Source organism: Vibrio sp. RE86 (genome assembly GCF_013114545.1).
Classification (GTDB): domain Bacteria; phylum Pseudomonadota; class Gammaproteobacteria; order Enterobacterales; family Vibrionaceae; genus Vibrio.
In genome coordinates, this window is sequence record NZ_VTXI01000009.1 from 94,709 (window position 1) to 110,758 (window position 16,050).

The 16,050-nt window shown below is 45.1% G+C and carries 15 protein-coding genes and 1 tRNA gene; 6 read left to right on the forward strand and 10 right to left on the reverse strand.

Annotated elements, in window-relative coordinates:
• Positions 1–26: 26 nt before the first annotated feature.
• From rsmA to lptD, 4 genes are read right to left on the reverse strand one after another with little or no spacing between them, the layout of a single operon-like run.
• Positions 27–833 (reverse strand): 16S rRNA (adenine(1518)-N(6)/adenine(1519)-N(6))-dimethyltransferase RsmA, encoded by an 807-nt coding sequence (rsmA, locus tag F0231_RS10845; RefSeq protein WP_171759742.1) that lies wholly within the window; start codon positions 831–833, stop codon positions 27–29.
• Positions 834–845: 12 nt separating this feature from the next.
• On the reverse strand, positions 846–1,838 hold the full coding sequence (pdxA, locus tag F0231_RS10850; protein WP_171759743.1) for a 4-hydroxythreonine-4-phosphate dehydrogenase PdxA: 993 nt from the start codon (positions 1,836–1,838) through the stop codon (positions 846–848).
• Positions 1,828–3,126, reverse strand: coding sequence for a peptidylprolyl isomerase SurA (gene surA, locus F0231_RS10855; protein ID WP_171759744.1), 1,299 nt, complete (start codon positions 3,124–3,126; stop codon positions 1,828–1,830). Before surA ends, pdxA begins: the two co-directional genes overlap by 11 nt.
• 53 nt (positions 3,127–3,179) lie before the next feature.
• Complete coding sequence (gene lptD, locus F0231_RS10860) at positions 3,180–5,528, reverse strand: LPS assembly protein LptD (RefSeq protein ID WP_171759745.1); 2,349 nt, start codon at positions 5,526–5,528, stop codon at positions 3,180–3,182.
• A gap of 148 nt (positions 5,529–5,676) precedes the next feature.
• On the opposite strand from lptD, the gene djlA reads away from it, so the two are divergent.
• Positions 5,677–6,528: a co-chaperone DjlA gene (gene djlA, locus F0231_RS10865; protein ID WP_171759746.1), complete on the forward strand. Its 852-nt coding sequence runs from the start codon at positions 5,677–5,679 to the stop codon at positions 6,526–6,528.
• 144 nt (positions 6,529–6,672) lie between these two features.
• Here djlA and F0231_RS10870 read toward each other — a convergent pair.
• From F0231_RS10870 to rpsU, 5 genes are all read right to left on the reverse strand, one after another.
• A tRNA-Ile gene (locus F0231_RS10870) sits at positions 6,673–6,748 on the reverse strand.
• Between the two features lie 146 nt (positions 6,749–6,894).
• Positions 6,895–8,748: an RNA polymerase sigma factor RpoD gene (rpoD, locus tag F0231_RS10875; protein ID WP_171759747.1), complete on the reverse strand. Its 1,854-nt coding sequence runs from the start codon at positions 8,746–8,748 to the stop codon at positions 6,895–6,897.
• A gap of 98 nt (positions 8,749–8,846) precedes the next feature.
• Entirely contained in the window at positions 8,847–10,604 is a 1,758-nt protein-coding gene (dnaG, locus tag F0231_RS10880; RefSeq protein WP_171759748.1) for a DNA primase, read from the reverse strand.
• A gap of 97 nt (positions 10,605–10,701) precedes the next feature.
• Positions 10,702–11,145: a GatB/YqeY domain-containing protein gene (locus F0231_RS10885; protein ID WP_171759749.1), complete on the reverse strand. Its 444-nt coding sequence runs from the start codon at positions 11,143–11,145 to the stop codon at positions 10,702–10,704.
• Positions 11,146–11,171: 26 nt separating this feature from the next.
• Positions 11,172–11,387 (reverse strand): 30S ribosomal protein S21, encoded by a 216-nt coding sequence (rpsU, locus tag F0231_RS10890; RefSeq protein WP_001145625.1) that lies wholly within the window; start codon positions 11,385–11,387, stop codon positions 11,172–11,174.
• 231 nt (positions 11,388–11,618) lie between these two features.
• On the opposite strand from rpsU, the gene tsaD reads away from it, so the two are divergent.
• The gene (tsaD, locus tag F0231_RS10895) at positions 11,619–12,635 is read left to right on the forward strand and encodes a tRNA (adenosine(37)-N6)-threonylcarbamoyltransferase complex transferase subunit TsaD (RefSeq protein ID WP_171759750.1); all 1,017 of its coding nucleotides are present in this window, start codon (positions 11,619–11,621) and stop codon (positions 12,633–12,635) included.
• 88 nt (positions 12,636–12,723) lie between these two features.
• Positions 12,724–13,539, forward strand: coding sequence for an alpha/beta fold hydrolase (locus F0231_RS10900; protein WP_171759751.1), 816 nt, complete (start codon positions 12,724–12,726; stop codon positions 13,537–13,539).
• Between the two features lie 26 nt (positions 13,540–13,565).
• Here the strand turns inward: F0231_RS10900 and plsY are convergent, their stop codons facing one another.
• A complete protein-coding gene (gene plsY, locus F0231_RS10905; protein WP_171759752.1) occupies positions 13,566–14,177 on the reverse strand; it encodes a glycerol-3-phosphate 1-O-acyltransferase PlsY in 612 nt (203 codons plus the stop codon).
• A gap of 152 nt (positions 14,178–14,329) precedes the next feature.
• Here plsY and folB point away from each other — a divergent pair, with 152 nt between their 5' ends.
• Genes folB through F0231_RS10920 form a run of 3 tightly spaced genes read left to right on the forward strand, consistent with a single transcriptional unit; the run spans position 14,330 to position 15,987 of the window.
• The gene (folB, locus tag F0231_RS10910; protein ID WP_171759753.1) at positions 14,330–14,683 is read left to right on the forward strand and encodes a bifunctional dihydroneopterin aldolase/7,8-dihydroneopterin epimerase; all 354 of its coding nucleotides are present in this window, start codon (positions 14,330–14,332) and stop codon (positions 14,681–14,683) included.
• A complete protein-coding gene (gene folK / locus F0231_RS10915; RefSeq protein WP_171759754.1) occupies positions 14,680–15,165 on the forward strand; it encodes a 2-amino-4-hydroxy-6-hydroxymethyldihydropteridine diphosphokinase in 486 nt (161 codons plus the stop codon). Before folB ends, folK begins: the two co-directional genes overlap by 4 nt.
• Before the next feature lie 18 nt (positions 15,166–15,183).
• Entirely contained in the window at positions 15,184–15,987 is an 804-nt protein-coding gene (locus F0231_RS10920) for an undecaprenyl-diphosphate phosphatase (protein WP_171759755.1), read from the forward strand.
• Positions 15,988–16,050: the final 63 nt, after the last annotated feature.

Sequence of the window (16,050 nt, forward strand, 5' to 3'; positions counted from 1 at the left end):
CTATCACCTTCTAATTCTAGTTGAAACTATTTGCGCTTGTCAGCTAACCAGTTTGCCATGTTCACAAACTGAACCAGTGTTAAGTTTTCTGGTCGCATACTTGGGTCAATACCAAGCTCTTCTAGATTTTCTGTGCTTAGTAACGATTTATAGCAGTTGCGGACTGTTTTACGGCGCTGGTTGAAGCCTTCACGGCAAACGCGGTCTAGCCATTTTAGATCACTTACAGGGTGAGGGATCTCTTCATAAGGGATCAGGCGAACAACTGCAGAGTCTACTTTCGGCGGCGGAACAAACGCTGTCGGCGGTACTTCAAGTACAGGTACCACTTTACAGAAGTATTGCGCCATTACAGTTAGACGACCGTAGGCTTTTGTACCTGGGCCAGCGGCTAGGCGGTTAACCACCTCTTTTTGCAGCATGAAGTGCATGTCTTGAATATCTTTGTGGAATTCAAACAAGTGGAACATCAGCGGCGTAGAGATGTTGTATGGCAGGTTACCAAAGATGCGCAGTTTATTGTTTGGCTTTACTAGTTGGGTAAAGTCAAAGCGCATCGCATCACCTTCATGAATTGTCAGCTTGTCACCTAATTCTGGGTGGTTACGCAGACGTTCAGCAAGATCACGGTCAAGCTCGATAACGGTAAACTTGTCTACTTCTTTGCCTACAGGCTCAGTGATTGCACCAAGACCAGGACCAATCTCTACCAAGTTTTGCCCAGGCTTTGGGTTAATTGAAGAGACAATTCCATCGATAATGTATGGATCGTTAAGGAAGTTTTGACCAAAGCGTTTTCTTGCTTTGTGCCCTAAGTGGACATCGTTTCTCATAGTATTCTCAAGTTAATTCGATTTCTTGTCGACTAGCTCAATAGCGTGAGCTAACGCCGTTCGGAAGCTTCCTGTGTCCGCTGTACCTGTTCCAGCTAGGTCTAGCGCGGTGCCGTGATCAACGGAGGTCCTAATAAATGGCAGTCCCAAGGTAATATTCACCGAGCGACCAAAGCCTTTGTATTTTAGTACAGGAAGTACCTGATCGTGGTACATCCCTAGCACTGCATCGGCATCTTCAAGGTATTTTTCGTTGAAGATAGTATCAGCAGGTAGTGGTCCAATAAGGTTCATACCATCACACTGACGCAGTTTTTCTAACGTTGGAGTAATGGTTTCTATCTCTTCCATGCCAAGACAGCCATCTTCTCCTGCATGTGGATTTAAGCCACACACGTAGATATTTGGCGAGCGAATCGCGAACTTATCAACCAAATCTTTATGTAAAATATGGATGATTTTTTCGAGGCGCTCTTCTGTTACCGCTTGCGAAACGTTGGCTAGTGGAATATGTGTAGTCACTAATGCAACACGTAACCCTTCGGTCGCTAACATCATTACGACAAGCGGGGTATTCGATTGCTCGGCAAAGAATTCAGTGTGACCACTAAATTCTTTGCCTGCTCGATTGATAACCCCCTTATGAACAGGGCCGGTGACAATAGCATCAAATTCACCATTCATACAGCCAAATGCGGCTCTTTCTAGTGTTTTTAATACGTAGTGGCCGTTTGCTTCGTCTAAAGTTCCCGCTGTGACGTTGTTCGCCAGAGGAATATGATCGACAATTAGTGTTCCAGCTCGCTGAGGGGTAACTTCAGCACCGGCGGAGTAGTCGATAAGTTCGACGTCAATATTAAGTAGTTTGGCTCGTTCAGCTAATAGTTGTTTATCCGCACAAACAACAATTTGATGCGACCAACTCTCTTTAGACAACGCAAGAACCAGATCAGGACCAATACCTGCTGGCTCTCCCGCTGTCACAATGATGCGTCTACAGTTCATCTTGCTGCTCGTCTTGGATAGTTTCTACGTAAGCACTGGCGCGAATCTCTTGAAGCCAAGCGCTGGCTTCTTCGTTGAACTTACGATTAAACAAGATTCGGTAAGCTTTGTTCTTGAGTGCAGAGTCAGTGCGGTCAACTTCACGGCGATCAATGACTTCAACGATATGCCAGCCATGAACGGTTTTAAATGGTTCACTGATCTGACCAACAGGTAACGAGTCGACTTGGTGTTTGAACTCTGGCACATAAATGTCAGAGGTTTGGTAACCCAGCTCACCATCTTGAGCGGCAGAACCTGGGTCTTGGCTGTATTGTTGAGCGAGCTCACCGAAGGTTGCTTCGCCGGCATTCACCTGACGAATGATGTCATTTAGCGTTGCTTTTACACCGTCATCGCTGAGGATAACCGTAGGTTTGATAAGAATATGGCGAGCATTTATTTCTGTTACCGCGACAGTTTCTAGGCCTTTCACATCCTCAATTTTAAGAATATGGAAACCTACGCCACTGCGGAAAGGGCCAATAATAGTGCCTTTATTTTGTAGCTTGATTTGGTCTGCAAAGATGGTTGGCATCTCTTCTTTTCGCATCCAACCCCAATCACCGCCTTGCAGTGCTTTCGGTCCTTTCGAGTAGGTGTAAGCCATCGTGCTAAAATCAGCGCCTTCATTCAGACGTTCAACCAATTCTTTTGCTTCTGTTTCAATCGCCGCTTTGTCATCGCCATCGTTCACACGTAGTTGGATATGACCGATTTTGTATTGAACAGTTGCATTGGTTTCTTGTGCGAGCAGTTCGCTTAGGTTATCAACCTCTGCAGGCAGAATATTGATGCGCTGACGGACGAGTGCATTGCGAGCTTCACTTGCTGCAATCTCTTTACGAATTTGCTCGCGAAACTCAGCGTAGCTTAATCCTTCATTGGTGATCGATACGCGAAGCTGCTCAACTGATTGTTGGTTGTTTTTTGCTATCTCAGCAATCGCTTCATTGAGGCGGTTGTCATCAATGCGAACACCAATACGTTCTGCTTCTTGCTGTTGAATGGTATCAACGATCAGTTTTTCCGTTACCTGTTCAATCAAGACTTCTTCAGTCGGTAGCGACTGACCTTTTTTCTTAGCGTTTGCTTTAAGCGTCTTAATTGACGAGTCAATATCGCTTTGTAGCACAACACCACTGTTTACAATCACAGCGACTTTATCTAGTGGTACTGGCTCGGCCTGAACTAAGCTCATTGGGCTCACTAGTATCATCGTGAGCAGAGTCTGTTTCCAAAATCTCATTAAAGATCCTATAAAAATAAGTAGCCTGCAGTTTTAGGCCACAGGCTTAGCAATTAGTTGTTTAAGAAGAACGGGCGGCCGTAACCTAAAGAGTTACCTGCGTCATCAACGCCCGCCAAGCCTGAGCCCGCACCAATTTTGGTACCAAATCCGATAATGCCGAAGTTGAGGCTAAAGTTGTTCTCATACAGTGGTTGAGGAGGTTCTGAAAGCAGGCCGCTTTGTAGCTGTTTGCTGTAAGTGAACCCAATGTACCAACAGTCGGAAGTGTAGTTAAGGCGAGCTAGCCACTCTAGTGCTTCTTCTGTTGTTAAATCATAGAAGTACTGGGCACTTGCATTCCAATTGCGGTTGATGTGATATCCGGCTAGCAGACCCGCTTGAGAAATACCATCTTTGGTGATGCCACTGACATCGAAATCTACCGTGTCTTGTAAGTAATCTTCTGTCACGTAACGGTAATTACCCTGAACATAGCCACCTGCAAAACGGTATTCTAGTGTGCTATTCCCTAACTGTACGGCACTGGTGTCAATATCATACTGAATTCCTCCATGATAGAAGAGGTAGTCATCGTAGTTAAAATCGACTTCTACAGCCCAGGCGGAGTAATTCGATTTATCCGTGTTTTCTGGGTTAAATGAGTCGTTTTTCGTATCTTTATCAAGATAGAATATTTGACCAAAGGAAACGTTTAGGCGTTCTTTGTAGCCGTCATCAAAGAAACGAGTTGATGCACCGTAGCTAAACTGATTAGCTTCCGCGATTTCATCGACACCACTGTATTTACGGCTTCTAAACAAACCGTAGTAATCTGTTTGCAGCAGAGTGGTGTCGTATTTACCAATATTACTCTGATCCTCTTTCGGTACGTAAACATACTGGACTTGAGGTTCAAGAGTTTGGGTATAACCATTAAAAATAGTGGTATCACGCTCAAGAACGACCCCTGCGTGTGTTCTAAACTCGGGGATTACTCGAGATACAGTTTCCTCTAAGCCAAAGTTAGCATTAGACTCTTTATCTCCAGTTGTTGTATCTACGCCATCCAAATCTTGTTGATAGTAGGTACCAAGCACACGAGCTTCAGTTGTCCATGTTCCCCAAGTTGTTCCAAAAGGAATTGTTAGACCGGGTTCTATATGGACTCGTGTGGCGGATGGCTTACCTTCTGCATCGGTATCAAATTTTGATATATGGCTGATCATATCGAAGTCAAGATAACGCATTAGCTCGGGAGCATAGTAGTTATACTCTAGCTGAGGTAACAGACGATAAGGTAGGTTGTTGCTGGTGGTTAGAACTTGGAAGTCTCGAGTAAGAATCGATGCGTCCCATGACTGAGAACGATAGGTTGCTTGAGCTTCCTGGATTAGTTGACCGTCTTCACGGTTACCAATTGAAGAGTCAACATGCGAGAAGTAGGAAATATCACTCACTTTTGAGTAATCGACTTCAAATTTCCAGCTTTCCTGGAAAATACCGGCATGCTGCCATTGGAAGCCCCAACGATCACCAAGTTCGGGGTACTTTTTATCATTCGCAAGGTATTCAGACTTTAGATTAGTAGTACCAAAATCTGATAGGTGGCGGAACTCGCTGTTGAGCTGAGTGCCACGCTCTTGCATGTACTTAAATGTGGTTTCTAAATCGTAGTTCGGTGCCAGGTTCCAATAGATAGGAACCTCCATCTCAAAACCATCACTCGAACCATAGGAAACGGTCGGGTACAGGAAGCCTGTTTTACGAGTATCACCAATAGGAACGGTTAAGTATGGTAAGTAGAATACTGGTACGCTGACGACTTCAAAGCGAGGGTTGTAGAAAGTTGCTTCTTCCTCATTTTGGTCAATATCAATACTTGAAGCGACCATGCGCCAAGAGTTATCGCCTTCAGGGCAAGAAGTAATGGAGCCATCTTCTATCTCATATACCGCCTTACCAGTCTTCGCTACATAGACGGCTTCACCGCGTCCAGGTTCACAAAGGAACTGATAATTGGTATTTTCGAGGGTAACAAAATCCGTGTTTAGGTTGTTTGTAGCTTTATCTGAAATGGTTTTTAATTCACCATCACTAAAGGTAACGTTACCTTCAGCGACAACTACATTGTCTTGCTGGTGTAAGGTGACATTATCCGCAATCATGCGTTTCTTGCCTTGAACAACAACAACATTGCCGCGGTAAGTCGCTTTATTACCATTGATGGCTTCTAAGCTGTCTGCTTCAACGTTAACAGGTAGTTGATTGGCATTTTCTGGCTCTGGTTCGTTGATCAAACATTGATCTATAGCGGGCAGTTCCTGCACACTATCGTCTAACGTGGATTCTGCTTGAGTCTGAGGCACTACAAAAGCAGCACTGATTGAAGCGGCTAACAAGGTGCGTGGAAAACGTAACATCGAGTTTTACTATCCTGTTGAACTTGATATATCCGGTGAATAGATGACCGAATGTAAAATAAAACGGTCCTTATAATAAAGTAATTTGAAGCTTACGGCACTATCAGACCGCTTCACGAAGAAAAAATTCAGAGATTGAGAGCACATAATGCATATTTTCGGCAAAATTCTCGGCACATTTTTTGGTTTCCTATTTGGTGGGCCACTAGGTGCGTTATTCGGTCTATTTATCGGCCATCAGTTTGATAAAGCACGTCGCTTACGCCAAGCGGGTTTCAATACGGGGTTTGGTAGCGGCCCAAGTCAAGCCCAACGTCAGGAAGAGTTCTTTAAAGCGGCATTTGCTGTGATGGGACATGTGGCGAAAGCAAAAGGGCAGGTGACTCGTCAGGAGATAGAACTTGCAACCACCATGATGGACAGAATGAACCTTCATGGAGAGCAACGCAAAGCCGCGCAGAATGCATTTAGGGAAGGTAAAGAGAGTGATTTTCCGCTAGAAACGGTCTTGGAGCGTGTGCGAATTTCAGCTGGTGGTCGTTTCGACTTGATGCAGTTTTTCTTAGAACTTCAAATCTCAGCCGCGTTTGCCGATGGTGATATTCACCCAAGTGAGCGTAATGTTCTGCACAAGATTGCAAGTGGGTTGAACTTCTCTTCCGAGCAACTTGAACAAAGACTAAGAATGCAAGAAGCGGCATTTCGCTTCCAACAGGGTGGCTTTGGTGGTCAGAGCCAAGGAAAGTCGCAACATTCAGGTGGAAGTTGGCAGCAAGCATCTACGGCTGATCAGTTGAGTGATGCATACAAGTTAATTGGTGTAGATAGCAGTGCCGACGCTAAAACTGTGAAACGTGCGTACCGTAAACTAATGAATGAGCACCACCCTGATAAATTGATGGCAAAAGGTTTACCGCCAGAAATGATGAACGTCGCTAAAGAGAAGTCACAAGAGATTCAAAACGCTTATGATTTGATTAAGAAAGCGAAAGGCTTCTAAGTTTATTTTTGAGTGCTGAAAGCCGGAGTGTGTTACTGACATGCTTCGGCTTTTTCGTTTGTGGCGACGTAACGATAACTACACCCAAACCATCAAAAGCAAAAAAGGCGTAGTAGGTATTAACCTGCTACGCCTTTTCGAATATGGTGGCCCCTCGCAGACTTGAACTGCGGACCAATCGATTATGAGTCGACTGCTCTAACCACTGAGCTAAGGGGCCGTATAGGGGAATGATTATAGGGGATGCGGATCAGACTGTCTAGACGGCAGTAGGGGTAAATGCGCTTAGTTTTTATTCACTTAAATCATTCACAAACAAAAAAGGTGAGCTAGTGCCCACCTTTTAATCAATCAAGCTAACGTTGATTATTCGTCTAGGAAGCTACGCAGAGTTTCTGAGCGGCTTGGGTGACGAAGTTTACGCAGTGCTTTTGCTTCGATCTGACGGATACGCTCACGAGTAACGTCGAACTGCTTACCTACTTCTTCTAGAGTGTGGTCAGTGTTCATATCGATACCAAAGCGCATACGCAGTACTTTTGCTTCACGCGGAGTAAGACCTGCAAGAACGTCTTTTGTTGCTACTTTTAGGCTGCCGGCAGTTGCAGAGTCTAGCGGTAGCTCAAGTGTCGTATCTTCAATGAAGTCACCTAGATGCGAATCTTCGTCGTCACCGATTGGTGTCTCCATTGAGATTGGCTCTTTAGCGATCTTTAGAACTTTACGGATCTTATCTTCTGGCATTTGCATACGCTCTGCCAACTCTTCTGGTAACGGCTCTCGACCCATCTCTTGTAGCATTTGGCGAGAGATACGGTTTAGCTTGTTGATCGTTTCGATCATGTGTACCGGAATACGAATCGTACGTGCTTGGTCTGCTATCGAACGAGTGATTGCCTGACGAATCCACCATGTCGCGTAAGTCGAGAACTTGTAACCACGGCGGTATTCGAACTTATCTACCGCTTTCATCAGACCGATGTTACCTTCTTGAATTAGATCCAAGAACTGTAGGCCACGGTTGGTGTATTTCTTCGCAATAGAGATAACAAGACGTAAGTTCGCTTCAACCATCTCTTTCTTCGCACGGCGAGCTTTAGCTTCACCGATAGACATACGACGGCTGATGTCTTTGATGCTTTGAACCGTTAGAGATGTCTCTTCTTCGATGATCTTCAGCTTTGAGATAGAGCGGCGGATGTCATCTTCGCTACGGCGGATCTTTTCTGCGTATGGTTTATCAGACGCTAAGATTTCATCTAACCATGCTTCTGTCGACTCATTACCTGTGAACAGTGTAATGAATGACTTCTTAGGCATTTTTCCGTATTCAACAGTCGCCTTCATGATCAGACGTTCTTGAGTACGTACGCGTTCCATTGATGTACGTAGTTCTTCAACTAGGTAATCAAATTGTTTAGGCGTTAGACGGAACTCTTTAAATACATCGATAACCATTTCATGCGCAAGCGTTGCTTTCGGGCTGTCATCGCCGTACTCGTTACACGCTAGCTGGAAATTTTGGAATGTGTTGCGCAGAGCCGTGAACTTTTCAAGAGCAAGTTCAGGATCGATACCTGTATCTTCCTCTTCTTCCTCATCATCCTCAGACTCTTCTTCCGCATCTTCTGCGTCTTCGTCTTTAAGATCTTTCTCAGCCAGCTCAGAACCGATGTGGGTAGCTGTCGGTGCTGCTGTTTCATCTGCATCAGGGTCAACAAAACCAGTAATTAGGTCAGTTAGACGCAGCTCTTCAGCTTGAACCTTATCGAATTGCTCAAGAATGTAAGGAATCGTTCCTGGGTATTCTGCAACAGAGTTTTGAACCTGGTTAATACCATCTTCAATACGCTTAGCAATATCGATCTCGCCTTCACGAGTCAATAGCTCTACGGTACCCATTTCACGCATGTACATGCGAACTGGGTCTGTGGTGCGACCGATTTCATTCTCTACGCTAGAGAGTGCAGCTGCAGCAGCTTCTGCCGCATCTTCATCGGTGATTGTATCGTCATCATTCAGTGCAAGATCATCAGCGTCAGGAGCAGTTTCTACTACTCGGATGCCCATATCGTTGATCATCTGAATGATATCTTCGACCTGCTCTGAATCTACGATTTCTGCTGGCAGGTGGTCGTTTACTTCTGCGTAGGTCAGATAGCCTTGTTCCTTGCCTTTAATGACAAGTTGTTTCAGCTGTGACTGCGGATTTTGATCCATAGACGGTATCCAACTTAGTATCTGGTGAAGGAATTAGTATGCGAGTTGCAAACCACACATCTTAACAAATTTATTGATTGCTGACTAATCGAACAGGGTTACGCTTTTAAATCTAGCATTAAGGCTAGTAGCTCCCTTCTTTCTTCGGTTGATAAACCGACACTTCTTTCTTTAGCCTGCAAATTCTCAATTTGCTTTTCGACGCATTGGGCAATTATTTTGTCCAATGAATCCAAAAATATATCTTGCTCGTTGTCCTCATCGAGAGGAATCTCCCAACCGGCAAGGCGGGATAAGAGTGCCTCATGGGCGGTGTTTCGCCAGCTTTCGAGTAGCTGACCGGTAGTTATATTGGGATGCTGATGGCAATAATCAAGCACTTCGGCAAATAAACTTAGCCCAGGTACTGTTAACTCTCTCACACTTGAGAGATCCGGTACCATTTCAGCATAGCTTGGATTTTGGATAAGCAAAGCGATTAAGTCACGCATTGGTGTGCGTTTGATCTCTTTATGCGGTTGAGGTCGAGTTTCAACTGTGCGCTTTCGCGCTTGCCTATGCCTGTTATCAAAACCGGTTCGTTCGTCGAGCAGCTTATCGAGTAACTCTTGGAAATACGGATCAGGGATCTTATCGATCAAAGCACTGGCATGAGCACGTAAAGCCGACTTACCTTCATTGCTACCTAGGTTGATTTGATGAATCTCAACAAGATTATCAAATAGATAACTTGATAGTGGCGTTGCTTGTTCAATTTGCTCTTCAAAAGCCTCTTTACCATATTTGCGTACATAGCTATCTGGGTCTTCGCCATCTGGCAGAAATAGGAACTTTAGCGTATTGCCGGTTTTTAGATATTGCAGTGCATTCTCTAGAGCTCGCCAAGCCGCTTCTTTACCTGCGCGGTCACCATCGTAGCAACACACTACGGTATTGGTTTGGCGGAATAATAGCTGGATATGATCGCCTGTGGTGGAAGTCCCAAGGGAAGCCACTGAATAGTCAACGCCATACTGAGCCAGTGCCACGACATCCATATAGCCTTCAACAACGAGAACTTTTGGCGGCTCTCGGTAGGCTTGCATCACCTCATAAAGGCCATATAGCTCTTTACCTTTATGGAAAATAGGTGTTTCTGGTGAGTTGAGATACTTAGGTGTGCCATCTCCCAATACACGACCACCAAAGCCAATTACTCGTCCACGGCGGTCACGAATAGGAAACATCACTCGACCACGAAAACGGTCGTAGCGATTGCCTTTGTCGTTTTCAATCAACATACCGCCAGAGACAAGCATATCTTGTGTCTGCGGCGTTTGGCCAAAGTTCTTACGTACCAGATCCCACTCGTCAGCGACGTAGCCAATACCGAACTTCTGAACAATCTGGCCTGAAAGCCCGCGATCTTTTAGATAATCAATGGCAACTTTGCTTTTTGGTTGCTTGAGTTGATCACGGTAGAACTGAGCAATACTGCCCATTAGGTCGTAGAGGTTACGTTTTTGCTCTGAATTGGCTTTTGGTTGGCTTGATTGAAACCCGCCACCTTGTCGTTGTTCTCGTGGAACTTCAAGGCCAAGAAAGGAAGAGAGTTCTTCAATTGCTTCAACAAAGTCTAACCGCTCATACTCCATCATAAAGTCGATGGCATTACCGTGCACACCACAACCGAAGCAGTGATAAAACTGCTTTTCTTGCGACACACTGAATGAAGGTGTTTTTTCGTTGTGGAAGGGGCAGCAAGCACCATAGTTTTTGCCTTTTTTCTTAAGTTTTACGCGAGCGTCAATAATGTCGACAATATCGAGTCGAGCAAGGAGATCATCAATGAAACTACGAGGGATGTGTCCTGCCATAAAACCTTAGAAAAACGCACTAACAAATAGAAAGGGTAGATACAAACAAGCCGCGCATTCCGAAGGATAGCACGGCTTGTTCAATTGGGTAGGGTGCTTAAGCCAGTTTAGCGCGAACTAAACCACTTACTTTACCCATATCTGCACGCCCTTGGATTTGAGGTTTAAGAACGCCCATTACTTTACCCATGTCTTGCATGCCCGCAGCACCTGACTCTGCAATTGCACTTTCAACAAGCGCAGCCACTTCATCTTCAGTAAGCGGTTGAGGCATAAAATCCTCAAGTACTGTAATTTCAGCTTTCTCAGTATCTGCAAGATCTTGACGACCTGCAGCTTCAAATTGAGCGACAGAATCGCGACGTTGTTTAACCATTTTAGTCAGCACAGCAAGAATGTCGTCATCGCCCAGAGTAATCTGTTCGTCAACTTCACGTTGCTTAATCGCTGATAGAGCTAAACGAATAGTGCCAAGGCGCGGTTTGTCCTTGGCTTTCATCGCTAATTTTTGCTCTTCTTTGAGCTTGTCAATAAGAGCCATAACTATAATCCTTTAGGACTTAGTTATTAGTACAGGCGAACGCGACGAGCGTTTTCGCGAGCTAGCTTCTTAGCGTGACGCTTTTGAGCAGCTGCTTTAGCGCGTTTGCGAACTGTAGTTGGCTTTTCGTAGTGCTCACGACGACGCACTTCAGAAAGGATACCTGCTTTTTCGCAAGAGCGTTTGAAACGACGTAGAGCAACGTCGAACGGTTCGTTTTCACGTACTTTAACTACTGGCATATGCCTTTCACCTCAGGGGTTAATTCGTTAATGCTGGAACGTTAGTGAGCCAAACACTGATGTTCGGTCTCAAACCAGCTTGATCAAAAATGGTGCGGAATTTTAATCCGATCGCATAGCCTTTGTAAAGTATTTTGTTGGGTAGAGTTTGCACAAAATTTGTTTGCGAAGCTAAGGCGCGGTAAGATTGCGCCAATTTTGAATTAGAGACAAACACATCTAGGGTAAAGCATGCGCATTATTGGTATCGAAACCTCTTGTGATGAAACAGGAATCGCCATTTATGATGATGAAAAAGGACTGCTTTCTCATCAACTATATAGTCAGGTTAAGCTGCATGCGGATTACGGCGGTGTCGTTCCAGAGCTTGCTTCGCGTGACCACGTAAAAAAGACTATCCCTCTTATTAAAGAAGCACTGAAAGAAGCTAATCTGACCCCTAAAGATATTGATGGTGTCGCTTATACAGCAGGCCCTGGTCTTGTTGGTGCACTGCTAGTTGGTGCAACGATTGGCCGCAGCATTGCTTATGCTTGGGGTGTGCCAGCCGTTCCTGTTCACCACATGGAAGGGCACCTTTTAGCTCCGATGCTTGAAGATAACCCACCTCCATTCCCATTTGTTGCTGTGTTGGTCTCAGGTGGTCACACTATGATGGTCGAAGTTAAGGGGATTGGTGAGTACAAGATCCTAGGCGAATCGATTGATGATGCAGCAGGTGAGGCTTTCGATAAAACGGCGAAACTGATGGGGTTAGATTACCCTGGAGGCCCACTGCTTTCTAAACTGGCAGAAAAAGGAACACCGGGTCGCTTTAAGTTCCCGCGTCCAATGACGGACCGTCCTGGTTTAGATATGAGCTTCTCTGGCCTTAAAACGTTCACCGCTAACACGATTGCCGCGAATGGTGACGATGAGCAAACCCGTGCTGATATTGCATTAGCATTTGAAGAGGCTGTTTGTGCAACGTTATCGATCAAATGTAAGCGTGCCCTACAGCAGACAGGCTTTAAGCGTATCGTTATTGCCGGTGGGGTAAGTGCAAACCGTCGTCTACGTGCTGAACTTGAACAATTGGCGAAAAAAATGGGCGGTGAAGTTTTCTACCCGCGCACAGAGTTCTGTACCGACAATGGTGCCATGATTGCTTATGCAGGTATGCAGCGCCTGAAAAACGGTGAACTTGCAGATCTGTCTGTACAGGCAACACCACGTTGGCCGATTGATCAGCTAGAGCCAATTGCTTAAGCTAATAAATATAGAGATAAAGTCGCCACTCATGGCGACTTTTTTATACCCAATATCAAGCATATAAATAAGCAGATGGACGAGTGAAATGAACAAATTTTTGATTGATGGGCGAGAGATGGCTTATCAAGATGTGGGAACGGGCCCTGTGATTGTTTTGGGGCACAGTTACCTTTGGGATAGCCAGATGTGGGCGCCACAAATTGAAGCACTTAGCCAAAACTATCGCTGTATTGTCCCAGACCTTTGGGCACATGGGCAGTCTGATGCTGCGCCTGAAATGACACGCTCATTGGCTGATTATGCTAAGCAAATCTTAGCGCTAATGGATCATCTCGATATCGAGCAGTTCTCTATTGTTGGGCTCTCTGTCGGCGGAATGTGGGGCACTGAAGTAGTGACGCTTGCGCCTCAGCGAGTGCAATCATTAGTCTTAATGGATACGTTTGTTGGCTTAGAGCCAGAAGTGACTCATAACAAGTACTTTGCGATGCTTGATGCCATAACTCAACTTAAAGCGATACCTGATCAAATCATTGAAGCAGTCACGCCACTGTTTTTCGCCAATAACGCGAAAGTAGATTCGCCAGATCTCGTTGCAAAGTTCTCTGACCACCTCGCAGGATTAAAGGGTGAGCGTGCCGTTGAAGTCGCTAAGATTGGTCGAGTGGTTTTTGGCCGACGTGACCAAATTGAAGATATTGAGAAGTTTGCCTTGCCAGTACTGATTGCGGTTGGGCAAGAAGATAAACCTCGTCCAGTATTAGAGTCTTACTTGATGGTTGATTCAATAACAGGCTCGGAGCTGGTTCAGATCCCGAAAGCGGGGCATATCTCTAATTTGGAACAGCCTGAATTTGTCACTGAGATGCTACAAGGCTTCTTGTCGAACGTTTACGCTTAGCCTGATTTAAAAATAAAGTCTCTATATTAAGAGGCTTTATTTAATCCATTCTTCTTTTCACCCACTTTAGGCTCTGTCCCTTCAATAAGCCGCTTGATGTTTTGGTGATGGCGAAAAACAATCAGACAGCACAGCATTGCGACAGGCAAAGTATATTGAGGTTTGATCATCCAAGTATAAAACGGTGCCAACAACACAGTGACAATTGCTGCTAATGATGAGTAGCGAAAGAGGAAAGCGACGGCTAGCCACGTAGCGATGATCATAGCGGTAAGATCTAAGCCGATAGGCGCGATAGCACCCAGAGCCGTTGCGACACCTTTGCCACCTTTAAAGTGAAAAAAGATTGGGTACATATGACCAAGACAGGCCGCAATGGCAATAACGCCGAGAATGATGGCGTCGATTCCTATAAAGTATCCGCCCCATACTGGAATTGTCCCTTTTAACATGTCGCAAAGAAGAACCGAAGCGGCGGCTTTTTTCCCACCTACTCGCAACACATTGGTTGCACCAGGATTATTCGATCCCACTTCTCTAGGATCAGGTAAACGAAGAACGCGACAGATTAAGACAGCACTTGAGATCGAACCCAGTAGATAGGCAATAATGATCAAAACCAGTGCTAATGGGGTCATAGTAGATAACTCGTCTGAAACAGGTGTTAGTCAAGCAAGTAATTGATATTATATCGCGCCTGATACTCTCAAACTACCATCTCGGCGTCTGAGAGTGAAATAGTACGACTTTTTCTCTAACTTGGGTATCCGACCTCTAAAGGAATTAACACATGGATAAAGTATTTATCGAACAACTTGAAGTAATTACCATAATCGGCGTTTATGATTGGGAGCAAGAAATTAAGCAAAAACTCGTGCTTGATATTGAAATGGCTCACGATAATCGCCCTGCAGGTAAAAGCGACGATGTTGTTGATGCGTTAGATTACTCTCAAGTTAGCCAGGCTGTATTGGATCATATTGAAGGTGGTCGATTCTTACTTGTGGAGCGCGTTGCTGAAGAGATTGCAGAGTTGATCATGACTAAGTTCAGCGTGCCTTGGATTAAGATTCGTCTAACTAAGCCAGGCGCAGTTGCTCAAGCGAAAGGTGTGGGTGTTGTGATTGAACGAGGCGCTGCATGATCACCACTTATGTCGGGGTCGGTTCCAATATCGATAGGCAGAAGCATATTGAAGCTGCGATCACGGAATTAAGGTTATTAGACCCTGACCTGCGTATCTCGACCATTTATGAATGCGAAGCAATCGGCTTTGAGAGTTACTCGTTTTACAACCTTGTCGTAGAAATGAAAACGTCGTTAACTTTAACGGAATTTTCACGACAGCTGCGTAATATTGAGCTCAAATGGGGGCGTGCAATCAATGCGGGTAAACTGGAGCCGAGAACCGTCGATCTCGATGTCATCCTATTTGGTGAAGTAGTCTCGACTGAAAAACCTGAATTACCACGCAGTGATATCTTCAAATACGCCTTTGTTTTGCAACCTCTGTTGGAGCTATGTCCGGAGAGGGTTGTACCAAATGATGGGCGGACTATTTTTCAGCTCTCTGAGCAAATCAAATTAGATACTGCTTTGTCGCCAGTCCCTCTGTGGTTTAGATAATTTAATAATGAGATTCTAATGAGTTACTTTGAAGCTTTTATCCTTGCTCTTATTCAAGGTCTAACGGAATTTTTGCCGATCTCGAGCTCGGCACATTTGATCCTACCGTCAGCTATTTTAGGTTGGCAAGATCAAGGTCTTGCTTTTGATGTGGCCGTTCATGTCGGCACGCTGGCTGCGGTAATGATCTACTTCCGCAAAGAGGTGGTATCGCTACTCAGTGCCTTTTTTGCTTCTATCTTTAAAGGTGATCGCAGTAAAGAGGCAAAATTGGCCTGGATGATCTTGATTGCGACTATTCCTGCATGTGTGTTTGGCTTGTTAATGAAGGACTTCATTGAGCTTTACCTGCGCAGTGCATGGGTCATTGCCACAACGACAATCGTCTTTGGTTTACTGCTTTGGTATGTCGATAAAAACTCCAAACTGGCAGATGACGAATATCAAGCCGATTGGAAAAAGGCGCTGTTCATTGGTGTTAGCCAAGCGTTAGCCATGATCCCAGGCACGTCACGGTCAGGCGCAACGATTACAGCGGCGCTCTACCTCGGCTTTACCCGAGAAGCGGCAGCACGCTTTTCATTCTTAATGTCTATCCCGATTATCCTGTTAGCGGGCGGTTATCTAGGCCTTAAACTGGTCACCAGTGGTGAGCCTATTCACTTTGGCTTCTTAGCAACGGGTATTGTCACTTCTTTTATCAGCGCATATATCTGCATTCATTTCTTCTTGAAGTTGATTTCGCGTATGGGCATGACTCCGTTCGTTATCTACAGACTGATTCTTGGTGTGGGTTTACTTGCCTTTTTAATGATGAACTAACATCGTAACCCCCATTTCTTTATAAGGGCCACATAGTCCAATCTCGCGCCTACAGCGACATTG

What these genes read in the sequence shown, in the direction of transcription:
- rsmA (WP_171759742.1), bottom strand. Translation starts at nt 833, where the DNA reads ATGAGAAACGATGTCCACTTAGGGCACAAAGCAAGAAAACGCTTTGGT.
- pdxA (WP_171759743.1), bottom strand. Translation starts at nt 1,838, where the DNA reads ATGAACTGTAGACGCATCATTGTGACAGCGGGAGAGCCAGCAGGTATT.
- surA (WP_171759744.1), bottom strand. Translation starts at nt 3,126, where the DNA reads ATGAGATTTTGGAAACAGACTCTGCTCACGATGATACTAGTGAGCCCA.
- lptD (WP_171759745.1), bottom strand. Translation starts at nt 5,528, where the DNA reads ATGTTACGTTTTCCACGCACCTTGTTAGCCGCTTCAATCAGTGCTGCT.
- djlA (WP_171759746.1), top strand. Translation starts at nt 5,677, where the DNA reads ATGCATATTTTCGGCAAAATTCTCGGCACATTTTTTGGTTTCCTATTT.
- rpoD (WP_171759747.1), bottom strand. Translation starts at nt 8,748, where the DNA reads ATGGATCAAAATCCGCAGTCACAGCTGAAACAACTTGTCATTAAAGGC.
- dnaG (WP_171759748.1), bottom strand. Translation starts at nt 10,604, where the DNA reads ATGGCAGGACACATCCCTCGTAGTTTCATTGATGATCTCCTTGCTCGA.
- F0231_RS10885 (WP_171759749.1), bottom strand. Translation starts at nt 11,145, where the DNA reads ATGGCTCTTATTGACAAGCTCAAAGAAGAGCAAAAATTAGCGATGAAA.
- rpsU (WP_001145625.1), bottom strand. Translation starts at nt 11,387, where the DNA reads ATGCCAGTAGTTAAAGTACGTGAAAACGAACCGTTCGACGTTGCTCTA.
- tsaD (WP_171759750.1), top strand. Translation starts at nt 11,619, where the DNA reads ATGCGCATTATTGGTATCGAAACCTCTTGTGATGAAACAGGAATCGCC.
- F0231_RS10900 (WP_171759751.1), top strand. Translation starts at nt 12,724, where the DNA reads ATGAACAAATTTTTGATTGATGGGCGAGAGATGGCTTATCAAGATGTG.
- plsY (WP_171759752.1), bottom strand. Translation starts at nt 14,177, where the DNA reads ATGACCCCATTAGCACTGGTTTTGATCATTATTGCCTATCTACTGGGT.
- folB (WP_171759753.1), top strand. Translation starts at nt 14,330, where the DNA reads ATGGATAAAGTATTTATCGAACAACTTGAAGTAATTACCATAATCGGC.
- folK (WP_171759754.1), top strand. Translation starts at nt 14,680, where the DNA reads ATGATCACCACTTATGTCGGGGTCGGTTCCAATATCGATAGGCAGAAG.
- F0231_RS10920 (WP_171759755.1), top strand. Translation starts at nt 15,184, where the DNA reads ATGAGTTACTTTGAAGCTTTTATCCTTGCTCTTATTCAAGGTCTAACG.